Source organism: Veronia nyctiphanis, assembly GCF_004116385.1.
Classification (GTDB): Bacteria; Pseudomonadota; Gammaproteobacteria; order Enterobacterales; family Vibrionaceae; genus Veronia; species Veronia nyctiphanis.
This window is the reverse complement of sequence record NZ_PEIB01000004.1, coordinates 25,935-50,766: the sequence shown is the minus strand read 5'-3', so window position 1 is coordinate 50,766 and position 24,832 is coordinate 25,935. Positions and strand designations below refer to the sequence as shown.

20 protein-coding genes and 1 pseudogene are annotated in these 24,832 nt (G+C 46.8%); 17 read left to right on the top strand and 4 right to left on the bottom strand.

The window, feature by feature from the left end:
- Positions 1–12: 12 nt before the first annotated feature.
- Positions 13–714: a type 2 periplasmic-binding domain-containing protein gene (locus CS022_RS05040; RefSeq protein ID WP_235869265.1), complete on the bottom strand. Its 702-nt coding sequence runs from the start codon at positions 712–714 to the stop codon at positions 13–15.
- Complete coding sequence (locus CS022_RS25960; protein WP_235869264.1) at positions 633–1,007, bottom strand: hypothetical protein; 375 nt, start codon at positions 1,005–1,007, stop codon at positions 633–635. The genes CS022_RS05040 and CS022_RS25960 overlap by 82 nt, the downstream gene beginning before the upstream one ends.
- 302 nt (positions 1,008–1,309) lie before the next feature.
- Between CS022_RS25960 and CS022_RS05035 the strand changes: the two genes are divergently transcribed.
- From CS022_RS05035 to CS022_RS05005, 7 genes and pseudogenes are all read left to right on the top strand, one after another.
- Complete coding sequence (locus CS022_RS05035) at positions 1,310–2,257, top strand: LysR family transcriptional regulator (protein ID WP_129121381.1); 948 nt, start codon at positions 1,310–1,312, stop codon at positions 2,255–2,257.
- A gap of 78 nt (positions 2,258–2,335) precedes the next feature.
- Positions 2,336–3,320, top strand: a pseudogene (cuyA, locus tag CS022_RS27995) (D-cysteate sulfo-lyase); the annotation flags it as partial.
- A gap of 499 nt (positions 3,321–3,819) precedes the next feature.
- Positions 3,820–4,113, top strand: coding sequence for a CHASE3 domain-containing protein (locus CS022_RS05025; RefSeq protein WP_129121380.1), 294 nt, complete (start codon positions 3,820–3,822; stop codon positions 4,111–4,113).
- Positions 4,005–5,759 (top strand): CHASE3 domain-containing protein, encoded by a 1,755-nt coding sequence (locus CS022_RS05020; RefSeq protein ID WP_328590317.1) that lies wholly within the window; start codon positions 4,005–4,007, stop codon positions 5,757–5,759. The genes CS022_RS05025 and CS022_RS05020 overlap by 109 nt, the downstream gene beginning before the upstream one ends.
- 17 nt (positions 5,760–5,776) lie before the next feature.
- Complete coding sequence (locus CS022_RS05015; RefSeq protein ID WP_129121378.1) at positions 5,777–5,965, top strand: hypothetical protein; 189 nt, start codon at positions 5,777–5,779, stop codon at positions 5,963–5,965.
- Between the two features lie 34 nt (positions 5,966–5,999).
- On the top strand, positions 6,000–6,863 hold the full coding sequence (locus tag CS022_RS05010; RefSeq protein WP_129121377.1) for a CheR family methyltransferase: 864 nt from the start codon (positions 6,000–6,002) through the stop codon (positions 6,861–6,863).
- Between the two features lie 13 nt (positions 6,864–6,876).
- The gene (locus CS022_RS05005; RefSeq protein ID WP_129121376.1) at positions 6,877–8,415 is read left to right on the top strand and encodes a chemotaxis protein CheB; all 1,539 of its coding nucleotides are present in this window, start codon (positions 6,877–6,879) and stop codon (positions 8,413–8,415) included.
- A gap of 140 nt (positions 8,416–8,555) precedes the next feature.
- Here the strand turns inward: CS022_RS05005 and CS022_RS05000 are convergent, their stop codons facing one another.
- Together CS022_RS05000 and CS022_RS04995 are read right to left on the bottom strand one after the other, a co-directional pair.
- A complete protein-coding gene (locus tag CS022_RS05000; protein ID WP_129121524.1) occupies positions 8,556–10,073 on the bottom strand; it encodes a DUF1501 domain-containing protein in 1,518 nt (505 codons plus the stop codon).
- Entirely contained in the window at positions 10,070–11,803 is a 1,734-nt protein-coding gene (locus tag CS022_RS04995) for a DUF1800 domain-containing protein (RefSeq protein ID WP_129121375.1), read from the bottom strand. The genes CS022_RS05000 and CS022_RS04995 overlap by 4 nt, the downstream gene beginning before the upstream one ends.
- A gap of 475 nt (positions 11,804–12,278) precedes the next feature.
- Here CS022_RS04995 and CS022_RS04990 point away from each other — a divergent pair, with 475 nt between their 5' ends.
- The 10 genes from CS022_RS04990 to CS022_RS04945 all read left to right on the top strand — a co-directional run bounded on the left by CS022_RS04990 (position 12,279) and on the right by CS022_RS04945 (position 24,791).
- On the top strand, positions 12,279–12,872 hold the full coding sequence (locus CS022_RS04990; RefSeq protein WP_129121374.1) for a class I SAM-dependent methyltransferase: 594 nt from the start codon (positions 12,279–12,281) through the stop codon (positions 12,870–12,872).
- A gap of 193 nt (positions 12,873–13,065) precedes the next feature.
- Positions 13,066–13,509 carry a hypothetical protein gene (locus CS022_RS04985; protein ID WP_129121373.1) on the top strand — a complete coding sequence of 148 codons (444 nt, stop codon included), beginning with the start codon at positions 13,066–13,068 and terminating at the stop codon, positions 13,507–13,509.
- Between the two features lie 197 nt (positions 13,510–13,706).
- Positions 13,707–15,758, top strand: coding sequence for a prolyl oligopeptidase family serine peptidase (locus tag CS022_RS04980; RefSeq protein ID WP_129121372.1), 2,052 nt, complete (start codon positions 13,707–13,709; stop codon positions 15,756–15,758).
- 459 nt (positions 15,759–16,217) lie between these two features.
- Positions 16,218–16,397, top strand: a complete 180-nt coding sequence (locus tag CS022_RS04975) for a hypothetical protein (RefSeq protein WP_129121371.1) — start codon at positions 16,218–16,220, stop codon at positions 16,395–16,397.
- Between the two features lie 47 nt (positions 16,398–16,444).
- On the top strand, positions 16,445–17,962 hold the full coding sequence (locus tag CS022_RS04970) for a VCBS domain-containing protein (RefSeq protein ID WP_129121370.1): 1,518 nt from the start codon (positions 16,445–16,447) through the stop codon (positions 17,960–17,962).
- Positions 17,923–18,567 carry a VCBS domain-containing protein gene (locus tag CS022_RS04965; protein WP_328590316.1) on the top strand — a complete coding sequence of 215 codons (645 nt, stop codon included), beginning with the start codon at positions 17,923–17,925 and terminating at the stop codon, positions 18,565–18,567. Before CS022_RS04970 ends, CS022_RS04965 begins: the two co-directional genes overlap by 40 nt.
- Entirely contained in the window at positions 18,528–19,172 is a 645-nt protein-coding gene (locus CS022_RS04960) for a VCBS domain-containing protein (protein ID WP_328590315.1), read from the top strand. The genes CS022_RS04965 and CS022_RS04960 overlap by 40 nt, the downstream gene beginning before the upstream one ends.
- Positions 19,055–22,801, top strand: a complete 3,747-nt coding sequence (locus tag CS022_RS04955) for an immunoglobulin-like domain-containing protein (protein ID WP_328590314.1) — start codon at positions 19,055–19,057, stop codon at positions 22,799–22,801. Before CS022_RS04960 ends, CS022_RS04955 begins: the two co-directional genes overlap by 118 nt.
- A complete protein-coding gene (locus CS022_RS04950; protein WP_129121366.1) occupies positions 22,774–24,309 on the top strand; it encodes a carbohydrate-binding domain-containing protein in 1,536 nt (511 codons plus the stop codon). Before CS022_RS04955 ends, CS022_RS04950 begins: the two co-directional genes overlap by 28 nt.
- 71 nt (positions 24,310–24,380) lie before the next feature.
- Complete coding sequence (locus CS022_RS04945; protein ID WP_129121365.1) at positions 24,381–24,791, top strand: hypothetical protein; 411 nt, start codon at positions 24,381–24,383, stop codon at positions 24,789–24,791.
- Positions 24,792–24,832: the final 41 nt, after the last annotated feature.

Sequence of the window (24,832 nt, the reverse complement as noted above, 5' to 3'; positions counted from 1 at the left end):
CAGATACCCACCTCAGTCCTGATGTGACGCAAAGAGAGCACGAATGTTATCGGCAAGCGGCTTACCGCAAGCCTGATTAACTTCCGGCGTCCACTTCTTCGCAATATCATCAACCAATTCTTGCGTGCGATCTTCATCCATCGATACCGCAGAACCGCCACCTGACATCACGGCATTGCCCACACGCTGATCCACCCATCCTTCATAACGAGGTTTCAACCATGCTTCTGCTTCGACAGCGGATTCTTTGAGCGCTTTTTGGTTTGCGGCGCTTAGGTCATCAAATTTATTCTTGTTCATCATGTAGATGATGTTGCCGTAGAACATGTTGGCGTTAACCATATGTGGCATCACGTTCCAGAGTTTCCATGAACTGTAAGTCGCCACGCCCATATTGATTCCGTCAACCACACCTCGTTCAGCCGATTGAAACACTTCTTTTGGAGCAACAAACACAGGCTTGCCGCCCCACGATTCAATCATCATGCTGACCAGCGGCCCGATTGAGCGCACTAACTTTCCGTCAAGTTTGCCAATGTCATTGACAGGGTCTTCAAACCACCACTCTTGGTCATAGGAATAGTTGGAATTTATCAGTGGAACCAGCTCAGCTTTTGCCGCTTCTTTGGTGATTAACTTTGCATAATCACCATCAAGTTCAATCTGCTTTTCCAGATTGATAGGAACAGGATAAGGGACGTGACACGGTAACATGGAAGTCGTTTGTCAGCTGGAATCCAACTGATGTCTGAGACACCACCTTGAACAGCGTCGACACCTTCACTCCAGCCATGCAGTGTTGAAGAGGGGAATATCTGTACTTTTAAATCGCCATTACTTTTTGCTGCTGCTAATTCAGCAAATTTCTTAAAGCCTTCATAGCGAATATCAGTTTCATTAACATAGGTTGAAAGACGGATAGTGGTTGCAGCAAATGACGGTGCTGAAAGCCCAGCCAAGATCATGCCACCAATACCCATTGCGCCAACTTTGAAATAGGGTTTCATACAACAGCTCCTTGTTGAGGATGAATGGACGCTTGATAACGTTCCTGATGCACGAATAAGCATGGCCAGAGTTCAGATAATTGCTAATGCGGATTTGAAAGGGGGCTATTCCGTTTTGTAACCAGTCATAATAAACCAACTATTTTCAGATATTTAAAAGTACACATTTCAAAACTTAATAAGTGGAATAAAACGGACACTTACTTATTTTCAGTCGTGATAACAAATTCTTATTCTTAAGCAATCCAAGCCTCCTGGCATTTGCTAGGTTGAATAACAGAGCCACGGGGTGGAGACGTTATTTGGACTTTAAGTTATTGGAAGACTTCGTATGTCTGGCGCACGCTAGCAGTTTTACGGCGGCTGCAAGAGAGCGTTTTGTCACACAACCCGCTTTCAGTCGACGCATTCGTTCATTAGAACAGTGGGTCGGCACCAGTCTCGTCAACAGAGACTCACAGAACCTTGAATTGACAGACCAAGGAAAGGCCTTTGTCACTGAAGCAGAAGCGATTCTTGACAAGCTTTACACCGCGAGAGAGATGGCGCGCTCCGTTAAAAGCTATGACGGCCATGAGGTCTCAGTCGCCGCACAAAACTCAATCGTGCAGACCCTATTTATGCGCTGGATGCGCGAGATTGAAAAAGAAGTCGGCCCGATATATGTCAGGTTATCCTCGGACAGATTGGCAGACTCGATAGACTTGTTCTCCCGTGGACTGGTCGATTATCTGATGTGTTACACCCGAGACGGTATAGGAGTTTCAATCGATACAGAACGCTATCAAAGCACTGTTATTGGCAACGAAATACTGGTACCCGTCTCTTCATGTGGTCAAGGTGGACCGCAATATCAATTGCCCGGTGAACCGGATAACCCTATCCCTCTCGTGGGCTACTCCCACCAGACTTTATTCGGCAAGGCTATCGATCAACTCTTAGTGAAACACGCATGCTTTCTTGATCGTAGATACGAAAATCCGTTCTCTCACACGCTTAAGTCTATGGTACAGGCAGGCTATGGTATCGCATGGCTGCCAATGTCATTTATTAAGGACGAAGTTAAACGTGGGGAGCTATATCTGGCAGGCAGCGAACGCTGGCATATCTCGTTCCAAATTACTATTTACTATCGTGAGACCGATGATCCACTTTCTCAATCCATCATTGCGGTGTCAAAAAAGATGGCTCAGCACGCAACCAGAGAGACCGATATTGTGCTGCCATGCAGCAAGGTAACCGAAACCTGACTAATCGGCATTGGTCTCTTTATCGTCGGCTTCATACACTCAAAAGCACTTTTCAAGACGAATGAAGGAGACGTCAACATGCATATGTCCAGATATCCTCGGGCATTTTTCGCCCATCTTCCTACCCCTCTGGAGAAACTCGAAAACCTGACGAGAGAGCTGGGTGGGCCAACAATCTGGATCAAACGCGATGACTGCACGGGCCTTGCAGGAGGCGGTAACAAAACCCGTAAACTTGAATTTTTAATGGCGGACGCCCAAAACAAAAACGCTGATGTGATCATCACTCAAGGCGCAACACAATCTAATCATGCCAGACAAACTGCCGCTATCGCAGCACAGATGGGCATGGCCTGCCATATTCTCCTTGAGGATCGGACCTGTTCAAAAGATGTCGACTACACCTGAACGGTAACGTGATGTTGGACCAAATGTTTGGTGCGACACTTGAAAAACACCCGGCAGACACTGATATGAATGCCGCCATGGAGCAGTCTGCGACAAAATTTAAAGAGCAAGGTAAAAAACCATATATTATTCCCGGCGGCGGCTCGAATGAAATCGGCGCGCTAGGTTACGTCAACTGTGCCATTGAGCTGCTGCAACAGGTGAATGATATGGGCCTGAAAGTCGATCATGTCGTTCACGGCACCGGCTCTGCAGGTACACAAGCCGGTTTGGTTTTGGGTTTGCGGGCCACGAACAGTCAGATCCCCGTTCTCGGCATTGGTGTGCGTGCCCCCAAAGAAAAACAAGAGGAAAACGTCTTCAATCTGGCTGCTAAAACAGCAGTGTTTATGGGGCTAGAGGGAACCGTTCAGCGTGACGATGTGGTCGCCAACAGTGATTACGTCGGTGAAGGGTATGGTATACCCGCGGCGAGTACCATTGAAGCTATCGATATGTTTGCAAGGCTTGAAGGTATTCTGCTTGATCCTGTTTATTCCGGAAAAGGGGCTGCGGGCTCATCGACCTGGTGAGAAAAGGACATTTCTCAGACGCAGAAAATATTGTTTTTCTCCATACTGGTGGCGCACAAGCCTTGTTTGGCTACCGTGAAGCTTCAATCTATCCTCCTACCCTTCGGTTTGATACGTTTCTTTATGATTTATTTGATGAACAAGCAGCTCAATGCTGCTTGTTCATTTTGCTATGAGAATAAATCATCAGCCAAATAATAATATTCCTTAGCTGCCGAGTGATATCAAAGTCTAATTTATTCCAGATTATTTATTAGCGACCTCATACTGTAATTAATTACACAACATCGTACTTATTAATTTATTTGATTAAGTAATATCCATACAAATCAATAACACCATAAATTTTATGACTTTTATTTTTCAATAAATTTTCTATATATTTCCATAAGTTGACATAGCTCACACATGTCCTAGTGTTTAATTATTCACGCTCTGTCAGTGTCTGCCTATTTACCGTTGTACCCAGCCTTATTCATTTCTCTACGAAGGCAGGTTTGAATCAGTCACGACTACTGAAATAAAGGTCACGCTTGAAGAAGCTGTGAGGTCTTTTTGCCACGCTGTGGGTAGGTAAAATATATGTTCAAAAATATGTCATTGCGCGCCAAAATACTTCTGGGTAATGGTCTAACACTCCTTTTTCTTGTGATGCTGAGTGTCATTGCGCTCAATGGAATAAAGAATCTCAACGAAACTGACATGTGGGTCAACCACACCCATGAGGTCATCAACACAGCAAGGCAAATAGAGGCGCAGCCGTTGATATTGAAACAGGGAAACGGGGTTATTTACTGGCGGGTAAAGAGTCGTTTCTCGAACCCTACGTATCCGGGAAAAAAGAATTCAGTAAACTCGTCAGTGAACTCAAAATAAAGGTCAGTGATAATCCTTCGCAGGTTGCTTTGCTGACCGACATCGAAACCACCATATCAGATTGGTTAGCGAACAGTACCAACCCAGCTATCGCACTCCGAAGGGAAATTGGCGATGCAAAAACGATGAACGATATGGCAGATGTCATATCGGAAAAGAAAGGTAAGCAGTATTTTGATCGCGTACGCAGCCTGTTGACAAAATTTATTGCTGTCGAGAATGACCTGCTACAAAAGCGTGAAACAACATTCAGCAATGCTTCCTCGAGTAACAATACAGAATCACTCGACTTGGTCATGCATACTTATCAGGTCATTGAAATTACAAGACAAATTGAAGCCTCTACGCTCAATATGGAAACAGGCATGCGCGGCTACCTTTTAGCAGGAAAAGCAGAATTTCTTGAACCTTATGAGCAGGGAAAAAGCGATTTTAGAACCCTAACCAGTAACCTCAAACTCAAGGTTGCTGACAACCCATCTCAAGTTGCATTACTTGGCGAAATTGAATCCTTGGTATCAGAATGGCAGCTCGCCGTGGTCAATCCGCAAATTTCGCTCCGGCGTGAAATTGGTGATTCCAAAACAATGGATGATGTCAGCGATATGGTCGCTGAAGCCAGAGGTAAAACTTACTTCGACAAGTTTCGCTCACAAATCGATGCATTTATAGACAGAGAACAAACCCTGATGACAGCGCGACAGCAGGAAGCTCAGCAAACCGTCGCCAACGTCAATTTTGTCGTCATGTTGGGCATGATAGTGGCGGTTTCTGTCTCCATTCCACTCGCTATCATCCTGAGTAACTCCATCACTTCACCTTTTCAAAATATCTTTAAAGGTCTTCGAAAGTTCAGCACCGCTGAGCTTAACCAGCTAAGCCGAGCATTTACCAGTATTGTTCAGAAGATGAGTAACAGTGCGTATCGGGTCTCTAATGTGGCGTCGAACATTAATAATGTCAGCCAGAACTTGTCAATGATCTCAAACCGCCAAGCGAGCTCTGTTGAGCAGACATCTGCCAGTACTGAAGAGATATCCGGCATGCTGAAAGTCAATGTCGACTCAGCAGAAGAATCAAGAAATCTATCACGCCAAATGGGCGAGCAAATGGATGAATTAGACGTCGCGATGGAAAAGATTGCCGAGTCTAACGAGAAAATCAGTGCGCTTGTGAAAATCATTGACGAAATCGGCGCGAAAACTGAAATCATTGATGAAATTATGTTTCAAACCAAGCTGTTGTCGTTTAATGCTTCTGTAGAAGCAGTTCGGGCAGGTGAGCATGGGCGTGGGTTTGCTGTTGTTGCTCAGGAAGTAGGAAACCTTGCTAAACGAAGTGGTGAAGCCGCTTCTGACATCGCATCAATCGTCAAACAGAGTGTTGGCGAGGCCAAAACCATTGCTGAAGAAAATACGCATCGGGTAGAGAGCGGTTATTCCATTGTCTCGGCGACTCGCTGCCAGTCTAAGTCTGTTTTTGAAGGAGCCAACAAAGTCTTCGAGGCATCAAATGAACAAGCCAGAGGTATTCAAGAAATAAGTAACGCGGTTGAGTCCATCAATAAAGCAACCCAACATGCCGCCTCGATGGCAGATCAACCTCAACATCGAGTAATGAGCTCTCTCGTCAGGCTGAAGAGCTGAATGTGCTGGTGAAAAGCTTGAATAACTTCCTAAAAGGCTCGGATAGCGAGCATGACCATGATTTTAACATTGCCAATACGTCAGAGGGTTTCAGGCCTGAACATCAACACACCGAACAATCAGAAACACCCAATGTTGCATTTCGTACAGAGAAACCATCTTCTCACACCGACAGTAACAATCGTGATGCCTGGAACAAGTTATAAATTCTGGAAGCGCTGATGGATAATAACTAAGCCAATGACGAGCCCTGAAAATAACCCCTCGCCCGCATCAGGTTCGGCATTGGAAGGCAGCCAGACGTTGCACCATGACGATTTCATATTCTTTCGCCAGTATATTGATGATATCTCCGGTATTTCGATACCGGAAGATAAACAACAGATGATGGAAATCAGGTTAAACAAACGCCTTCGCGCATTAAATTTACCTACTTTTTACGATTATCGTCGTTATCTGCTCAATGACTCAAGTGGCTGCGAAAACACCGCACTGATCAACGTTATCACAACCAACAAAACTGATTTTTTCCGTGAGATTTATCATTTTGAGTACCTGAAGCAACATTTCTCTCTACACCCCAGGCATGAACCAATCTTCATTTGGTCCGCGGCCTGTGCAAGCGGAGAGGAAGCCTACTCTTTGGCCATGATTTGTGAAGAAGTCAGTAAACAGCACTTGGCTTTTCAATACCGCATACTGGGCACCGACATTGACACAGAAAGGCTCAATATGTGTGAGTCTGCGCAGTATGAGATCGAGCACGACCCCAAAATACCCAGGCATTACTATCAGCAGTATTTCAATCAGCAAGGCGACGATAGCTCGAGAGCGAGTATTGCATCGAACCTGAAGAGAAACATTAAGTTCAGACACTACAATCTCACTCAACCTAAAACAGATGTTGGCATTAAGTTTGATGTTATTTTGCTGCGAAATGTTCTTTATTACTTTTCAAAGCCCACCGCAGAGAGCGTCGTCAGTCGTCTTCTCTCAAACCTGAAACCCGGAGGACTTTTGATCATTGGCCTGACTGAAACACTTTTCCATATGGACCTTGATCTCACGCCCATTGGGCACTCCATTTACCAAAAGCCTCAATAAATCAGACCCTCAAATGGCAGAGATTTTTATCCGCTCCGGCGAAATGGGCTTATTCCACCAGCAAGACAGCACCCTCAATACGATTGCAGGTGTCTGTGCCGTTGTCTGTGTATGGGATACGCGCCAGTGTCTCGGCGGTATGTGCCATTATCGGCTACCTATAGCCCCAGCGGTGCTCGAAACCTTCGAAACGCACGATGACTATGGCTCAACCGCCATACCGAAGTTACTCGGTCAGTTCAAGCAGGCAGGTTCAGACCCGGATGACCTTTTGGCTTGGGTAATTGGTGGCGGTGAAATCGGTAGCGGTCGAATAATGAATGCACAGAAGATTGGAGCCCGAAATATCGCCCAAGCACTAACCTTACTTGCGTTGTATGGCGTTCAACTCAAACGCTTTGAGTTCGGCGGAGACAGTGGCAGGCAAATCAGATTTGACATCAACACTGGGGCAGTATATTTCCGCCAAATACTGTCAGATTCTCACACTGGTTCAGATAATGCGCGCGATAACAGCCTCAATCGTTTGTCACCAAGTGATCGACCTATTGACCTTCTCTTCCATGATCACTCACTCGTCCAATCAGTACTTTTTGCCATCAAAGAAACCAACACACTCCGCCATATACGTGTGTTCACTGATATAACTGAGGCAGTGCAAGCAGCAGAAGAGACCCCTCCGGGTATTTTACTCTCTGATGCATCATCCACACTTTGCCAACTGACCAACAAACCTTACATATCGACAAACCTACTGAACGTGTCACAGATATGTCCCGCGATACGTGGAGAACATTTAAGCATGCTCAAACGCCAGTTCATGGGCTGTGTTCTTACATCGCACATCAAATATATCCGATTAGGCATTAAAAACGTCATCCATATGGAAAGCCTTTGCCGACAACTCCCTGAAGCCTGTTGTAAGAGCAGTAATATCAGCGACAAGGACAAGGGTGACATCAAAGCAATTAATGTTATTGGGTCTTCCACTGGCGGTATTGAAGCACTCGAAACGATTCTCAGCTCTCTATCCATCGGCTGTCCACCCATTTGTATCGCACAGCACATCCCCGCAGACTATTCAGCATCTCTTGTCGAACGTCTCAATGACAAATGTGATATCGATGTGTTGGAGGCAACAGATGGTATGCAAATCCTCGCCTCAACCGCCTATATCGCGCCGGGTGACCATCACATGAAAGTCGTCGAACTTCCCTCAGGCAAGCTGGTCATTAATCTATCTGACGAGCCGGAAATAGAGGGATTCAGACCGTCAGTCGACTACCTTTTTCACTCAATAGCAAAGATAAAGCATTGCACTGTCACTGCCGCATTATTGTCCGGCATGGGTCATGATGGTGCGAAAGAACTGTTGGCATTAAAGAAAAACGGCGCCCTCACTTTGATTCAAGATGAACAAAGCAGTGTGGTGTTTGGTATGGGGCGTTCTGCATTGGAATTAGGGGCAGTCTGTCGTGCTGTGACACTGCAAAATATGGCTGCCATCATGAATAAAAAGGCTTCAATCTTCACTAAGACTTGTTCTCATTAACAACTTTCAAAAGAAAATGAAAACTATATTGTAACGCTTACTGATTGCAGTGATGTGATTTCAATAGCATCAGTGGATGAACAAAAAAAGCTGTAAAAAACCGCCCCAAGTAAAGGAGCGGCTTGTGTGTTTTTGATTCATCAAATTTTGAGAAAGTCCCAATACTGGGGATGTGGCTCTGTCACTGTTGTATCGTCAATGGTTTGCACTATTTCAGGCCGGGCAACAACAAGCGGTTCAAACGTTAATTCGCTTCCTTCGATCATCTCATCAGTAAAATTCTGAATTGTCGGAAAAATAGTATTTAACTGCTCGCTATCAGTAAGGCCCAACCAACGGCTTACGGTGGCATTCACTTGATCACTGCATATTGTCGGAATGACACGTTGTGTTTTGGTCACATTACGCCCGTTTTTGCCTATATCCGGCCATACACCTACTGCATGATTCGGATAAGCGAAATTATCTTTGTGCGTAAAGACCAGCTGATGGCCGCCCCAACCATGGTCTGTACCATTATCGTTAGGAGATAAACGCCTACCAAAATCAGACATAGTCGTTGTAACGACATTTTTCATCAAGCCTTCAGCCTCTAGATTTCCCAGAAAATAACTCAGCCCTTCAGAGAGTAATTGGAGCAGTTCAGGATGGCGCTCATTCATATTTCCGTGTGTGTCAAAGCCACCCATATTAATGAAGAAAACCTGCCTTTCGTAACCCATATCCCCCTCTGTGTTTTCACGGTTAGCTTTCATCAACGCCAGTACAGACTCGAAACTGGCGATCAGGCTGCTGTCATCGTGATCTGAGTCGTCGATACTCACATAGTTACCCGTTATGGTCTTGAGCCGTGCATTGTTGAATTCACTATCTCTCATGCTTTCACTCACTGTACGTGAGTAGAGGTTACTGTGACGCTTTTTTCTTTTTTCGATGTGCTCATTGTAAGACGCTCTAAGGCGTTCTGCCCCTTCATATCCTTCAAGTTGATATTGATGAACGCCCACCTTACTGCTTTTAGTACTGGCTCTGTAAGCAATAGGGTTATACCTTTCACCGCGCAGCGCGGAGACTGTAGGAATGCCAAAACTCGGAGATAACGCGCGCGTGCTGCTACCATCCAAGTCAAAATTGTCGAGAGTACGTCCTATCCAGCCATTTTTGTTGATCACATCCATGCCATAGTACCAGTACTTTCGCTGCGAGTTATGGGAGTGAAGTTGGCGTGGCTTTTCTGCACTTTTAAGGTTTGCTCGGTCTGTGGGTTCAACAAGTGGCCCACTATTCAGGATAATGCTGGCATGCCCATCTTCGAAATATGGTTTAAGCGCAGACAGGTTTTCATTAAGGTAAAGATCATTGAGTTTGGGGTTACGACCGTCACTGATTGGGTATATTCCTTTACAAGAACTGTTAAACACTTTTGTACTGTCTAGAGCTACTGTTCCTCTCACTTTTTGATATTTTTCCCATTCAGGAGTATCGGGTGCTGGTAGTACGGTATTGAAAGCATCGTTACCACCTTCAAGAAAAACAACAACCAGCGCTTTGTAACCGCTTGGAGACACTGTTGGGTCAGCTCGGACAGTTCCAGCGAATGCTGAAGCAACAGCAACAGCAGAAGATGTCTTAATAAATGTTCGTCTTGAAATTTTCATGCTTCACCTCCTGTTTTGACCAACCCAATCAAGTCTTTTGACTCTTTCTTCCACAAATCCCAATTCACGATTTCGTGTTCAAAGGTCTGAAACTCCGGCGAAATAAGCGACAGATACAAGACTTCTTTTACTACTACATTTCTCCCAATTTTTTCTTCCAAACTGTGGGCCGTCTTAATATGCCTTGCCAGCCTGTTTTTCAGAGAGAAACTCATTGACCCCATAAATAAACGTTGCTCGATGAAGTCAAGCAGGGGCTCTGCAAGCCAATTTCCCTCCTCATCAGCCTTCAGTTTTCTCGCAAATGGCTTAATATCCCAACCGGGAGATTTATTTTTCCTGAAATTCCTCTCATAAAGGGTGACAAGCTTCCAACACAAGTTCTCATAACGTTTCATACTCACCACCCCATGCAGCTCAGCCTCTGGCGCGATGAGATTTTTATCACTGACTTCACCTTTTGGCGCAAAGTCTGGCTCGAAGAAATTAAAAACCGTCGGTGAACCGTAAAACGACTGCCCAATTCCTGCCATATTGATACCTGCGAATCGCTTTTGCTCCGCAGCATAAGTCACCCCTAAACCTCGACATGCATTCGTTACACATATCAAAGGCTCTTTCACCTTACCAAACCTGTCATTCTCGCCAAACTTTCTGTAGCGGGGGCCGATATCGAGAAGTGCATCGTCGTGGCGCAAAATGGCGCTGACAACTTCAAACAGATCGCCGTCAGTGGCGACAAAAACATTTGCAATATCTTCAACGAAACGCGGTCTCGGGTTGCTTTGAACAAGCATCTTTATGAGCGCTTTGGAGATGAATGGGGCGGTATTCGGGTGAGAACTCAAAATGTCTAACACAGCCTCAAGGTCCGCTCTGGGGCTTCCACCCGCTGGTATCTCCGTTCCAAGAATGGTTTTGCTGCCCGTATCGTGGAGATTTTGTTTACCACCCATTGGCTTGTAATTCCAGTTTTTAACAGTGTAGGCTGCACCTCTCCAGCCTGTGAGCGCGCGCGCCATTTCCTCCACATCGTTTTGGCTGTAAGTTTCTTCTGGAACACCCTCTTGGGTGACCACAGTTCCGTCCATATTTAGCTTCACCAACCCGATACTAAATAGCTGCATCACCTCACGGGCATAGTTCTCGTCAGGAAACGTACCTTTGTTTGAATTTGCTTTCGAACTCGACTTCAAACCAAGCATCTCACCCATTGAAGGATGCAAAGTGACATGAGATAGAAGGTTTCGGTAAGACCCCAAGCAATGTTCAACGAGCATGTCATGATACCCGGCTAGGAAGCGGTATAAGACAGGCCTTCCCCGGTTAATTCCCTGCCTAGAGACCACAAAAATCTGACTCATTGCATATGCGACACGCTGACGTAACTGGTCCGGAGATTCAAGTGCCGCTTGCCACAACAATCCATCGAAGCTAGCTTGGTCAACTGTTTTACAGATTTTTTCTTTCATCTTTGAGTCTTTGTGGTGGCAATATAATTCAGTGAACAAATGTGCTTTTTCAGATATCAACGTCTTGTCCACGTACTTTTGGTCTTCAAGCCATTTTTGAAAATCTGATTCTTCAACCTGTGTTACTGTATCTTCCGAATAACCGAATGTCGCCCGGTTTAAAAAGCGCCGGATGATGTTTCGATATTCTTCTTTATGATTGTCTTTGTTTTCTAATATATATCGGGCTACCTGCCCATAAAGTTTATATTCCGACATTTTTATAACCTTTTTTTATAACAACATATGCACAATCATGCTCGACATTTAAGTGTGGTTGCATACTTTTTTCTTTAGGTTTTATAAGACGTAGCGGCCAAAACAGTCGCTTGGTCTCATTAAGACCATAGATGTGTTTGTTTTTCGTTGCAAAGGCATACAGTTCAATAACTTGGAATGAGGTGGAGGGAAAAATTTAATATTATCATAAAGTTACAAAGTAAAGGATTAAATTATATTTTCTCTTAATTTTCTCTCATTACCAATTGGGGGGGATATTGAAACAACCGCTCTATTTAGTGATGGGGAAATAACATTTACTGATTATTTTTCAAAAACGGCTTTCATATAGATATTGAAATATAACCCAGTACGATATTTGCAGTGTGTCGCAGGAGATAAATAATCAGATTTACCATTTTTGCTGAGCTGATAATTTACAGAGTAGTGATTTCTATATGCAATAAAGGTAGTGATGACGTTAACCAAACACTCATGGGATGATTACTATAAAGCGGTTACCAGACGCCCACATGACCCGATGACAGAAATAGCCATTGCTAAAAACAGATCAGGCTCTAATGTTGCAGTCGATGCGGGATGTGGAGCGGGAACGGAGGCGGAGTTCCTCGCAAAAGTCGGCTACGATGTCTACGCTTTTGACCCTGAAGATGGAGCGATAGAGTTATGCAGACGGCGATTCCTAGCCAACAAAAACGTCAAAGTATTTCGAGATAGCTTTGAAACATTTACGTACCCCAAAAATGGACTCTTCATCGCTAAATCCAGCCTGTTTTTCTGTGATCCTAAACAGTTTGAACGTGTGTGGTCTTCCATTGAACAATCTATCGAGCCAGGTGGCGTATTTTTTGGTCAGCTTCTTGGTGGGGATGACAGTTGGCAAAATACCCATGTCAGGCACATCAGTAAGTTTTCAAAACAGCAAGCGCTCGCAAAGCTCTCCGCATTTGATTTACTCGAGTTCAAAGAAGTTCACCAAGACGGTAAAACAGCTGTCGGTACTGAAAAGTTCTGGCATGTCTTTACTTTCCTCGCTATCAAACGATGATCGATAATCTGCAAGTTGTACAACAAGTCTGAGACCTCCTCTTATTGTGCAACTTGCTCACTATTGAGAACCCCAAGTGTTACCCCAACTGGTAGCCTTTTTTGCGAACAATAAGTCGCAAAATTGGTCTTGCTCATCCGTATCTGATAATGCCATTTTGCAACAAAAAGGTATTCATACAAGGAGGTATGAAGTGGCGAGAAGCAAGTTCGCAATGTTCCTTTATTTCTTCGCGTTGGCTTTGACATTGGCGTTTGCTGTGACATACCTGACGAAATCAGAATTCATGCCCTACCATGCTCAAGCACTGGCAACAGACTGGAAGTCGCTTAGCGAACCTGAGCAAGTGATGTTTTTGGGATTTATGCGAGTGATTGGAGCCTTAGCGCTCGCACTCACTGTACTGTCGGTATGGGTCATTTTTTCTGCCTACCGAAAAGGTGAGACATGGGCATTCTGGGCCATACCTGTCACAGGTAATATCGCGGGTATTCCCACCATCTATGTAATGTTTACAGTCATTACACAAACATCTGGTGAACCGCCGATCATACTGCCGATACTAGGGCTACTTGCATTTAATTTAGGGCTCATTGTGACGTGTCAAAGAGGCCGCAAACGACGCGTCACCTCTTAACTTAGGAACGCGAGTATATTTTGTTCTGTTACTCTGGCTTTCAAGAGAAATTTTGAGCTTGTTGCAGCCTTTGCAGTTGAGAATTATTCCTATTTCTTGAAGTCGAACCCAAATTATCTGTTATGTGGAGCGGGATAATCTGGTTTATCCCGCTGATACATTATGATGGGTGCTCTGATAAAGAAACGGAGCCTTTCATGTATCGCTATCCCCACACTAAAAAACAGGACGTCACAGACACTTACTTTTCTCACTCTGTCGCAGACCCATATCGCTGGTTAGAGGACGATTTAAGCCAGGAAACGGCAGACTGGGTGAACAGCCAAAACGAAGTTACGTTTGGCTACCTGAACCAAATTCCGTTTCGTGACGCAATAAGAAACAAACTGGCTGAAGCATTCGATTACGTGAAAGAATCAGCGCCCTTCAAACATGGCAGCTATACCTATTTCTTTAAGAATGACGGCCTGCAAAATCATGCGGTTTTACATCGGTTTACTGACAGCTATGAGTCTGCCGATGTCTTCCTTGACCCAAATACTTGGCATGAAGACGGTATTATTTCATTGGATTCAGTTGAATTTTCAGAGTCTGACAAATACGTTGCCTATTCAACATCAGAGGGTGGCAGTGACTGGCGAACCATTCACGTCATTGATGCAGAAACCGGTGAGCAGGTAGAAGCACCGATTCAAGATGCCAAATTCACAGGTATCAGTTGGCAGGGCGATGAAGGTTTCTATTATTCAACATACGACAAGCCTGAAGGCAGCGAGCTCTCGGCGAGAACTGAGCACCATAAGCTGTATTTCCATAAACTGGGTACAGCTCAAGAGACTGACATCTTGGTATTTGGCCGTGAGTCAGACCCACAATTCCGTTATGTGCACGGCTACACCACATCCGATAACAACTACCTTGTTGTAGGCGGAGCAAATACTACTTCATGCAACATGCTTTATGTTAAAGACCTGGGTATAGAAGGCAGTGAGTTGGTTAAGCTTACTGATGATGAGAGTGCGAGAAGCCACGTAATCACCCACAAAGACGGTCAGTTGGTCATCTACACCAATCTCAACGCGCCGATGGCGAAAGTGGTCAAGGTTGACGTGAAAACACCTCATCAGGATAACTGGCAAGACTTAATTCCAGAAACAGAACACAAGCTCACCATCAATTTCGCAGCGGGCTATATCTTTGCCAACTACCTCGTTGATGTGCAGACACAAATCAAACAATACGACCTCACAGGTAAGTGGCTCAGAGATATCACTCTGCCAGCACTGGGTTGTGCAACTCTGTCTGACACAAAAGAAGACAACAAAGACCTGTATTTCTCGTTCACTAACTTCACGACGCCATCAGAAATTTACAGCCTGCATCCAGACACTGGTGAAACAGCGCTATATCGCCGTAGCAAGTGCAAGATAAAAAGTGAAGAGCTGGTATCGACGCAGATTTTCTATACCTCAAAAGATGGAACTAAAGTACCTCTTACTATTTGCCACAAAAAAGGGATCGAGCTGGATGGCTCCCACCCGACCATTCTTTATGGTTACGGCGGCTTTCAGATCAGCCTCGAGCCTGCATTTAACCCATTTACCGCATCATGGGTAGAAATGGGTGGTATCTATGCTGTAGCAAACCTGCGCGGTGGCGGTGAATATGGCAAAGACTGGCATGTAGCGGGAACCCAGCTCAATAAACAGAACGTCTTTGACGACTTTATCGCTGCTGCCGAGTACCTAATTGACGAAAAATACACATCGTCCAATGCCCTAGCTATTAATGGCGGATCAAATGGCGGACTGTTGGTGGGTGCCTGTATGACACAGCGTCCTGAATTATTCAGGGTTGCGATGCCTGCCGTCGGTGTTTTAGACATGCTTCGTTACCATACGTTTACCTCTGGTGAGGGCTGGAAATACGACTACGGCACCTCGTCACAAAGTGAGGAAATGTTTAACTATCTGCTGGGTTACTCACCGGTTCACAACGTCAAAGAGGGTACCTGCTACCCATCAACACTGGTAACAACAGCAGATCACGACGACCGTGTTGTGCCTGCACATTCCTACAAGTTCATCGCTGAGCTTCAGGAAAAACATGCAGGCGAAAACCCAGTGATGATCCGTATTGATGTCAATGCTGGTCATGGTGCGGGGATGCCAACGCATAAAGTGCTGGATGGTAGAGCAGATGTATTCTCTTTCTGCCTCGATCAAATGAGTAAGACGCCAAACCTGTAATTAAAGGTCGGTATCAAGTCAGAGGATAAGATACCGAAAAGAAACGTTAAAATGATGCTCGCCAGCTTCCCTGAGAACAAATAAAGGAAGGCTGGCGACATTTCATGCAATTGATAAATCAATATTTTTTATTAAAATATTATTCTGTAAACCTGCCCCCCAATAATTAAAGACTGAATGTCGCCGCAACAGAAAATAAACCCTCCGCACTTCACCTTTCTAAAAACACGTTAATTAAGCACTGCCCTAATTATCAAAAATGAGGCTTATGTCTTAAAATTACACTTCGAGAGGCTGAAGAAATTTTTACAGAATACTTTCCGATAAATAAGTATTTCAGGACCTTGATTTTATCTGAGTATTTCCTCCCTCTCTATTCAGTCGACATGAATTAATGCATTGAAATATATCTCTGACTGAAGAATCACTGGCTTATTTGTTCTTGATTTGGGATTGGGTATGAAAGACATTTCGATTAAATCAATTGAAAGTATTAAAGCAGACGGCTTCTCATTAATTATCGAGAACGCAACGGGGGAGAAACAAACGCTCCCCAACGGACTCATTGAAATTGTAAAAGAGAATATCAGCTATCCCACAACGGCGATGAAATCCCTCTCTACAAAATACTCGAGGTAACAGGTCTTACTGCCGAACAACTTGCATTTGCCGCGTTAGAGAGTGGAATGCTTGGTGAGACAAATTCCCAGTCCCTGCTTGCTCAAATCACAGCCATGAGAGAAGAGCGGCTTGAGAGACTTCTAGAACTTGAAGTCGTCGAAAACGAGCTCAGACTGGAAGATCTTGATGACGCAGCAAGACAAGGCCGACTGGCGGAACTCGAAAAGATCAGTGACACGATTAACCAGATTGAAAGCAAAATATCAGACATCTGGCAAAAAATGCATGTAGAAAACGCAGACTCTACGTTGGCGCTTTATCTCATCGAACTCACCAAAGAAATCGAAGTCACTCAGTTAGAAACGTGGAAGTTACAGTTACAGTTTCAACAATATAATCCCGAAGTATTAAGAAGCGCTGAGAACGATGATCCGAGCGTTTGGCGCGTCAAATCATTCAAAGATTTCGTCGCAGAAATGAGCTTAGGCACCTCAGACGTTTCCATTCAGTCCGGAGACAGTGAGTTAGCCCGGGCCGATATTGCTGCTATTGTCAGCGGTGACACGACAGCCCAAATGACAGGTTACGGCTCTGTAGTAGGCGGCTCGCTTAACATCTCAGACAGCGATAAAGGTGACGCCCCCTTCTTTCCTGATTGCGTTAAAGAGGGCAAATACGGCACCTTGCAGCTGATTTCCGGCGAATGGATCTACGAAATAGATCCAGACAGAGCAGCGCCACTCAAGGATGGCGAAGCCGACAACGATAACATCAAGCTGACCGCTTCAGACGGCACAGTACAAATCATTACCATCTCAATTACCGGTGTCGATGATTTGCCTGAAATTCAAGGGAATTCACAAGCGACGGTTGCGCCCGGCATCAATGAAGTATCAGGCTTTGTCTCGCTTTACGATCCAGATGCCGATGTCCAGCCTACCCTCATTGACGAAAAACAAAGCAGTCAGTTCGGTACTATCACGCTGGTGGATGGAAAATGGAAATATGACCTCAACCCTCACAGCATCGTTTATCTAGATGCAAACGAGAAAGTCACAGATACCTTTACGTTTACTGCCAGTGATGGAACCGAGCATACCGTCTCTTTAACGATCGAGGGTATCGAAGACGAACCTGTGGTTTCTGGTGTGTTCGTCGGAGAGCTCACTGAAACCGATAGTGATGAGGCACCGGCTTCAGCAACCGGATCTATCAGTATTTCTGATGCAGATACCGCTGATACCCCAGTGTTTGAGAACACGACTATCACTGGCCAGTATGGTCAGTTGATACTGGATAACGGCCAATGGACATACACGCTGATCCCTGCACTGTCCGGACAACTCAAAGACGGTGAAAAAGTCACAGAAGAGATCGATCTGATTGCCACCGACGGTACGGTTCAAACTATTAGCATCGATATCACTGGCTCGAACACCACAGCCAGCATTACGGGTGAAAAACAATCAACCCTCGGCGATGGACAGACCTCTGCGACAGGCAAGGTCATCCTTCATGATCCGATGCCGACACCCAGCCTACTCTGCCCGATGAGGCCAAGTCGGGCGGTTTCGGTACCCTGACCATGAACAGTGATGGGTCCTGGGAATATGTGGTTGACCCGAACAAGATTGTCCCTCTTGATGGAGGCGAACAAGCGCATGATAGCTTTACCTTCACCGCCTCTGACGGCTCAGTCCATGAGATTGTCATGACCGTCACTGGGACAGAGGATGTCCCTGTCGTTTCAGGTATTTTCTCCGGCACATTGACTGAAAGTGACAGCGATGAAGTGCCTGCCTCAGCAACTGGCTCTATCAGTATTGCTGATGCCGATACGGCTGATACTCCCGTGTTTGAAGACACGACTATCACTGGCCAGTATGGTCAGTTAATACTGGATAACGGCCAATGGACATACACACTTATCCCTTCGTTATCCGGACAACTCAAAGATGGTGAAAAAGTCACAGAAGAGATCGATCTGATTGCTTCTGACGGCACAGTTCAAACCATTAGCATCGATATTACTGGCTCGAACACCACAGCCAGCATCACGGGTGAAAAACAATCAACCCTCGGCGAGGGACAAACGTCAGCGACAGGCAAGGTCATTCTTCATGATCCGATGCCGACACCCAGCCTACTCTGCCCGATGAGGCCAAGTCGGGCGGTTTCGGTACCCTGACCATGAACAGTGATGGGTCCTGGGAATATGTGGTTGACCCGAACAAGATTGTGCCTCTTGATGGTGGCGAACAAGCGCATGATAGCTTTACCTTTACTGCCTCTGACGGCTCAGTCCATGAGATTGTCATGACCGTCACCGGGACCGAGGATGTCCCTGTCGTTTCAGGTATTTTCTCCGGCACATTGACTGAAAGTGACAGCGATGAAGTGCCTGCCTCAGCAACTGGCTCTATCAGTATTGCTGATGCCGACACGGCTGATACTCCCGTGTTTGAGGATACGACTGTCACTGGCCAGTATGGTCAGTTGATACTGGAGAACGGCCAATGGACGTACACACTTATCCCTTCGTTATCCGGACAACTTAAAGACGGTGACGAAGTCACAGAAGACATTGATCTGATTGCTACCGACGGCACAGTTCAACGAATTAGCATCGATATTACTGGCTCAAACACCACAGCCACTATCACAGGCGAAAAACAATCAACCTTGGTGAAGGGCAAACCTCAGCGACGGGCAAGGTCATCCTTCATGATCCCGATGCTGACACCCAGCCGACTCTGCCCGATGAATCCAAGACAGGCAGTTTCGGTACCTTAACCATGAACAGTGACGGTACATGGGAATATGTGGTTGACCCGAACAAGATTGTGCCTCTCGATGGTGGCGAACAAGCGCATGATAGCTTTACCTTTACTGCCTCTGACGGTTCAGTACATGAAATTACCATGACGGTCACCGGCACCGAGGATGCAGCCATCGTCAGCGGTATTTTCGAAGGGGAAGTGACCGAGCCAGATAATTGGGATACACCAATACAGGCGTCCGGAACACTCAGTATCATGGACCCTGACAGCAACGATACGCCAGCGTTTAACAATGTCACGTTACAAGGCTCTTATGGCAAGTTTGAACTGGTAAATGGTCAATGGACCTATACCCTCGATAAAAATATTTCACCCGACATCGCCCACGGCGAGACTGAGACAGACAACTTTACCCTGACTGCCACCGATGGCACCGAAAGAGAAATCAAGGTCGACGTAAAAGGGTCGCCGACCGAAGTCACGCAAATTACCCATTATCAAGACGGCAACGAAAATGCTGGCGATGACGACTCGCAGTGGCCGGGCTGGACACTTGATGTGAATAACCGCAGCGCCTCAGACACCGAGGTGCAGCTCAGTCTTGGAAAGAACACTGATACGGCTAGCCTTGCTGATGATTTTACCGGAGTGATGAAGCTCTACTCCGCTAAATCAGGTGATCTGCTTGAGACGGTCAACTACGACACCAGTTCAGGGTTGGTAAACATTACCCTGCCAGCTTATGAAGGACAGATCAGGGTATTGATGCAGCCAAAAGACGATGTCCTGAAGGAAGGCATCGAACAGCTGACCATCAAAGCAAAAATTGCTGATATCAATACTGATTGGATTGACTCTGCAGCTGTCTCCTTGTCAGACGAATCGGGTACAGGCGATACCGTTGATATCACCCTCACCCAAGATAAGCCCAATGTAACCGAAGGCGATACCATCACTTATACCGTCAAACTTAGCCATGCCGCTCCAGCGGGCAGCAAGGTCATGATCGCTTACTCCTATGACAGCGCCGAAGGTGACGATATTACCGAGGTCCGTGAAGCGCTGATCGGCAGTGATGGCAAGACCGCCACCTTTACGGTGCAAACCACAGACGATGTGCTCAAGGAAGCGAACGAAACCTTCTCGGTGGAAGTTACGGATGTCCTGACAGCGGCAGGAGGTGAGGCTTTCGAGAAAGTGAATATTAACAGTGCCAAAGTCGACACCACGATTGTCGACGACGGAGGTAGCACCGTAGATGTCTCGCTGACTGCCAGCACAAGCTCAGTGACCGAAGGTGAGTCCGTCACGTATACCGTCAAACTCAGCCATGCCGCTCCGGCGGGCAGCAAAGTGAAAATTGATTTCACCTATCCCGACTCACAGGGTGAGGACATTACAGAAGTCCGCGAAGCGCTGATTGGCGAGGATGGAAAAACTGCGACATTTACCGTAGACACCACCGATGACGTACTCAAAGAAGCCGACGAGACATTCACAGTAAAAATCACCGACGTTTTGTCCTCATCTGGAACAGATGCCTTTGAGAATCTAAACCTGCAAGGCGCAGAGGTTAATACCGTTATTGTCGATGATGGCAACAGCGACGTGGATATCACCCTGACTTCAGACAAAACATCGGTAACTGAGGGTGAAGATGTCACCTACACCGTCCAGCTCAGTCACGCCGCCCCGGCTGGCAGCAAAGTAACCATAGAGTATGTTTATCCCAACGCCAAAGGTGAGGACATCACTGAAATCCGTGAGGCATTAATTGACGATGATGGCAAGACCGCGACCTTTACCGTTCAGACCACTGACGATGTATTGAAAGAAGCCAGTGAAGACTTCTCGGTCAGAGTCACCGACGTACTGACAACGGCTGGAGGGAAAGCCTTCGAGAAGGTGAATCTCACTCATGCCGAAATCGACACCACGATTGTCGATGATGGCAACAGCACCGTAGAGGTCTCGCTAAGCGCTAACACAAATGCTGTGACTGAAGGCGAGTCCGTCACGTATACCGTCAAACTCAGCCATGCCGCTCCGGCGGGCAGCAAAGTGAAAATTGATTTCACCTATACCGACTCGCAAGGTGAAGACATTACCGAAGTTCAAGAAGCTGAAATAGGTCCTGATGGTAAATCAGCGACGTTCACTGTTAATACCACTGACGATGTGCTGAAAGAAGCCAACGAAACGTTTACCGTAGCTGTCACTGACGTTCTGTCCTCATCAGGAACAGATGCCTTTGAGAACCTTGATCTCAACAAAGCAAAAGTCGATACCGTTATTGTCGATGATGGCAGCAGCATCGTGGATGTCACACTGACTCAAGATAAGAATGCGGTTACCGAGGGAGACGATGTTACCTACACGGTCGAACTCAGTGACAAAGCGCCGCCCAACAGCAAGGTGCTCATTGACTACACCTACACCAATTCACAAGGTGAAGACATCACCGAAGTCCGAGAAGCCTCCATCAATGAAGACGGCATGACTGCCTCTTTTGTTGTCACGACCACCGATGATGTGCTCAAAGAAGGCAACGAAACGTTTTCCGTTGAGGTTACGCAGGTTGTCTCCTCGTCAGGCTTGGACGTATTTGAGAACGTGAATTTAAACGGGGCCAAGGTCGATACCACGATTATCGATGATGGCAACAGTGTGGTTGAAGTTGTCCTAACCGCCGACAAAACCAACGTCACCGAGGGCGATACGGTCACCTATACCGTCGAATTAAATAACGAGGCCCCTCCGGGCAGCAAAGTCACGATCGATTACGCGTACACCACCGCCGAGGGTGAAGACATCACCGAAGTCCGTGAAGCTGAGATTGGTCCTGATGGCAAAACGGCGTCATTTGAGGTCATCATGACCAATGACGTCCTCAACGAAGACAGTGAGACCTTCTCCGTCATGGTGACAGATGTGAAATCGCCATCTGGTGCTGAGGCCTTTGAGAACCTTGATCTCAACAAAGCGAAAGTCGATACCACCATTGTTGATGCGGGTGACAGCATCGTCGATGTCACCCTCTCGGCGAATAAGAGTGATGTGACTGAGGGCGACTCTGTTACTTACACCGTTGAACTCAGTCATGCTGCCCCCGCTGGCAGCAAAATAAAAATTGATTTCACGTACCCCGACTCGCAAGGTGAAGACATCACTGAAGTCAAAGAGGCTGAAATAGGTCCTGATGGCAAAACGGCGACGTTCACTGTTAATACCACTGATGATGTGCTGAAAGAAGCCAATGAGACGTTTTCAGTCAACGTTACCGACGTGCTTTCCCAATCGGGGTCAAATGCTTTTGAAAACGTCAATCTCAACGCCGCCTCGATTGACACCACCATTATTGATGATGGTCAGAGCGTTGTAGACATCACCCTGACAGCAGATAAAACCTCGGTGACAGAAGGCGACGCCATCACCTACACAGTCAAACTCAGCCATGACGCCCCTGCGAACAGCAAGGTGAAGATTGCGTACACCTACCCTAACGCACAGGGTGAAGACATTACCGAAATCAAAGAAGCAACGATTGAACCGATGGCAAAACCGCCTATTTCACCGTTGCGACGACTGATGATGTTCTCAAGGAAGCCAATGAGATGTTCTCCGTCGCCGTCACGGAGGTGATTTCTTCAACAGGTGAGGATGCCTTTGAAAAGCTTGATCTGACAAGCGCAGCCGTCGATACGACGATTGTTGATGACGGCAACAGTGTCGTCGACGTTTCACTGACCCAAGATAACGCCTCTGTCACTGAAGGTGGCACCGTCACCTATACCGTCGAACTTAGCCATGTCGCCCCCGCTGGCAGCAAGGTGAAAATTGAATACGAATACGCCAACGCACAGGGTGAGGACATCACCGAAATTCGCGAGGCATCAATAGGCCCTGATGGCAAGACCGCAACGTTTACCGTTCAGACGACTGACGATGTATTGAATGAAGCCAGCGAGGACTTCTCCGTCCGGGTTACCGAGGTGCTTACGTCGACAGGAGAGGACGCCTTCGAAAATATCAGCTTAACGGGTGCCAAGCTCGATACCACGATTGTCGATGACGGCCTGAGCGAGGTTACCGTCACAGTAGATGGTAACGACACCGTCACCGAGGGGCTGGCGACCGAGTACACCTTTAACCTCAGCAGCCCCGCTCCTGAGGGCAGTAAGGCGATTATTCGTTACACCTACACCGACGACAACGGCAATGAAACCTCTGAACTGACCGAGGTCAGCGTCAACGATAGTGTGGCGGTTTACTCCCTGAGTACCACTGACAATTACTTGTGGCAAAACGACAAGTCAGTCTCCGTGGAGCTGGTCAATATTGTTGATGCCAACGGCCAAAATACCTTTGAGAAACTCGATGTCTCGGCCGCAAGTAAAGATGTCACCATCGCCGAAGATGCGGGTACCGCCTATGCCGACACAGTGAAGGTGACCTTAAGCGGCGATGAAACCGTCACTGAAGGTGAGACTGCCAGCTACACCGTCCAGTTGGATCAGTTCGCCCCTCCCGGTAGCACAGTGAAGCTGTCATACACCTATATTGATGCCGAGAAGAACGACATCGTTGAGCAAGCAACGGCGACCGTCGGAGAAGATGGTTATACCGCCACTTTCACGATCAACACCGTTGACGATGCGCTGCGTGAAAGCGGTGACAGCATCGTGCTGTTCGAAGCGGAAGATTACACCTCTTACCACGACGCCGATGATCGAGACAGCGGCTTTGCCTTTTTAGGCTCCAGCTACCGCGACGGCCCCTACAGTGGGGTGGATGTCGCCAAAACGGATGATGGCCATGTCGTGAGCTGGATTGAGGATGGCGAGTGGCTGCAATTTGATACCCAGTTGCTGACCGGGGAATACCGGATTGAGGTCAGGGTCAGCGGGGAGTCGGACGGGGATATTGAGCTGGCGCTTGGCGATGCCTCGGTGCAGGCAACCTTTGATACCGATTCGGAAGACACGTTCCAGACTATTGATCTCGGCAAGCTTTCGCTCAGTGACGACAGCCCGGATTTACGGGTCAACTTTGCGGACAGCGGCTTTCAGGTTGACTGGATACGCTTTGTTCCTGTTGTGGAAGAAGGCAGTGCCTCAGTGTTCGTGACGGAGCCTTCTCAGTCGCCGTAGATACCATTGTCGACGACGACGGAAACCCGATCTTCGAGGAGCTGGATGTAACTGCCGCTGCGCAGAAAACGGTGATCATCGACGATGTAGGCACTGATCCGGCAGACACTGTCACCGTGACCCTCTCAGGCGATGCGTCTGTCACTGAAGGAGACATAGCAAATTACACAGTCAATCTGGATAAAGCAGCGCCCGCTGGCAGTGTTGTAATATTAACCTATGAATATACCGGGGCCAATGGGGAAGACATTACCGAAAACCTTCGCGCGCAAGTTGACGCGTCCGGTAAGCAAGCAACCTTTACAGTCAGTACCCGAGATGACGCGTATATCGAGGACAATGAGACTTTTACCATCTCTGTGACAGACATCGTTAACGCCGATGAGCGTCCAGTGTTTGAAAACACCAACCTCGATGGCGCCAGCTTTGATACCACTATCAACGATGATCTTGCACTCAGAACGCCGATACGGTCACAATAACGCTCTCGGGCACCGACAGCCTAACCGAAGGTGATACCGCC

Excerpts from the sequence above, each read along its gene's own strand:
- CS022_RS04975 (WP_129121371.1), top strand. The coding sequence starts at position 16,218 with ATGAAAGACATTTCGATTAAATCAATTGAAAGTATTAAAGCAGACGGC.
- CS022_RS05010 (WP_129121377.1), top strand. The coding sequence starts at position 6,000 with ATGACGAGCCCTGAAAATAACCCCTCGCCCGCATCAGGTTCGGCATTG.
- CS022_RS05005 (WP_129121376.1), top strand. The coding sequence starts at position 6,877 with ATGGCAGAGATTTTTATCCGCTCCGGCGAAATGGGCTTATTCCACCAG.
- CS022_RS25960 (WP_235869264.1), bottom strand. The coding sequence starts at position 1,007 with ATGAAACCCTATTTCAAAGTTGGCGCAATGGGTATTGGTGGCATGATC.
- CS022_RS04970 (WP_129121370.1), top strand. The coding sequence starts at position 16,445 with ATGCTTGGTGAGACAAATTCCCAGTCCCTGCTTGCTCAAATCACAGCC.
- CS022_RS05040 (WP_235869265.1), bottom strand. The coding sequence starts at position 714 with ATGTTACCGTGTCACGTCCCTTATCCTGTTCCTATCAATCTGGAAAAG.
- CS022_RS04995 (WP_129121375.1), bottom strand. The coding sequence starts at position 11,803 with ATGTCGGAATATAAACTTTATGGGCAGGTAGCCCGATATATATTAGAA.
- CS022_RS04950 (WP_129121366.1), top strand. The coding sequence starts at position 22,774 with ATGTTCTCCGTCGCCGTCACGGAGGTGATTTCTTCAACAGGTGAGGAT.
- CS022_RS05025 (WP_129121380.1), top strand. The coding sequence starts at position 3,820 with ATGTTCAAAAATATGTCATTGCGCGCCAAAATACTTCTGGGTAATGGT.
- CS022_RS04990 (WP_129121374.1), top strand. The coding sequence starts at position 12,279 with ATGACGTTAACCAAACACTCATGGGATGATTACTATAAAGCGGTTACC.
- CS022_RS04980 (WP_129121372.1), top strand. The coding sequence starts at position 13,707 with ATGTATCGCTATCCCCACACTAAAAAACAGGACGTCACAGACACTTAC.
- CS022_RS05000 (WP_129121524.1), bottom strand. The coding sequence starts at position 10,073 with ATGAAAATTTCAAGACGAACATTTATTAAGACATCTTCTGCTGTTGCT.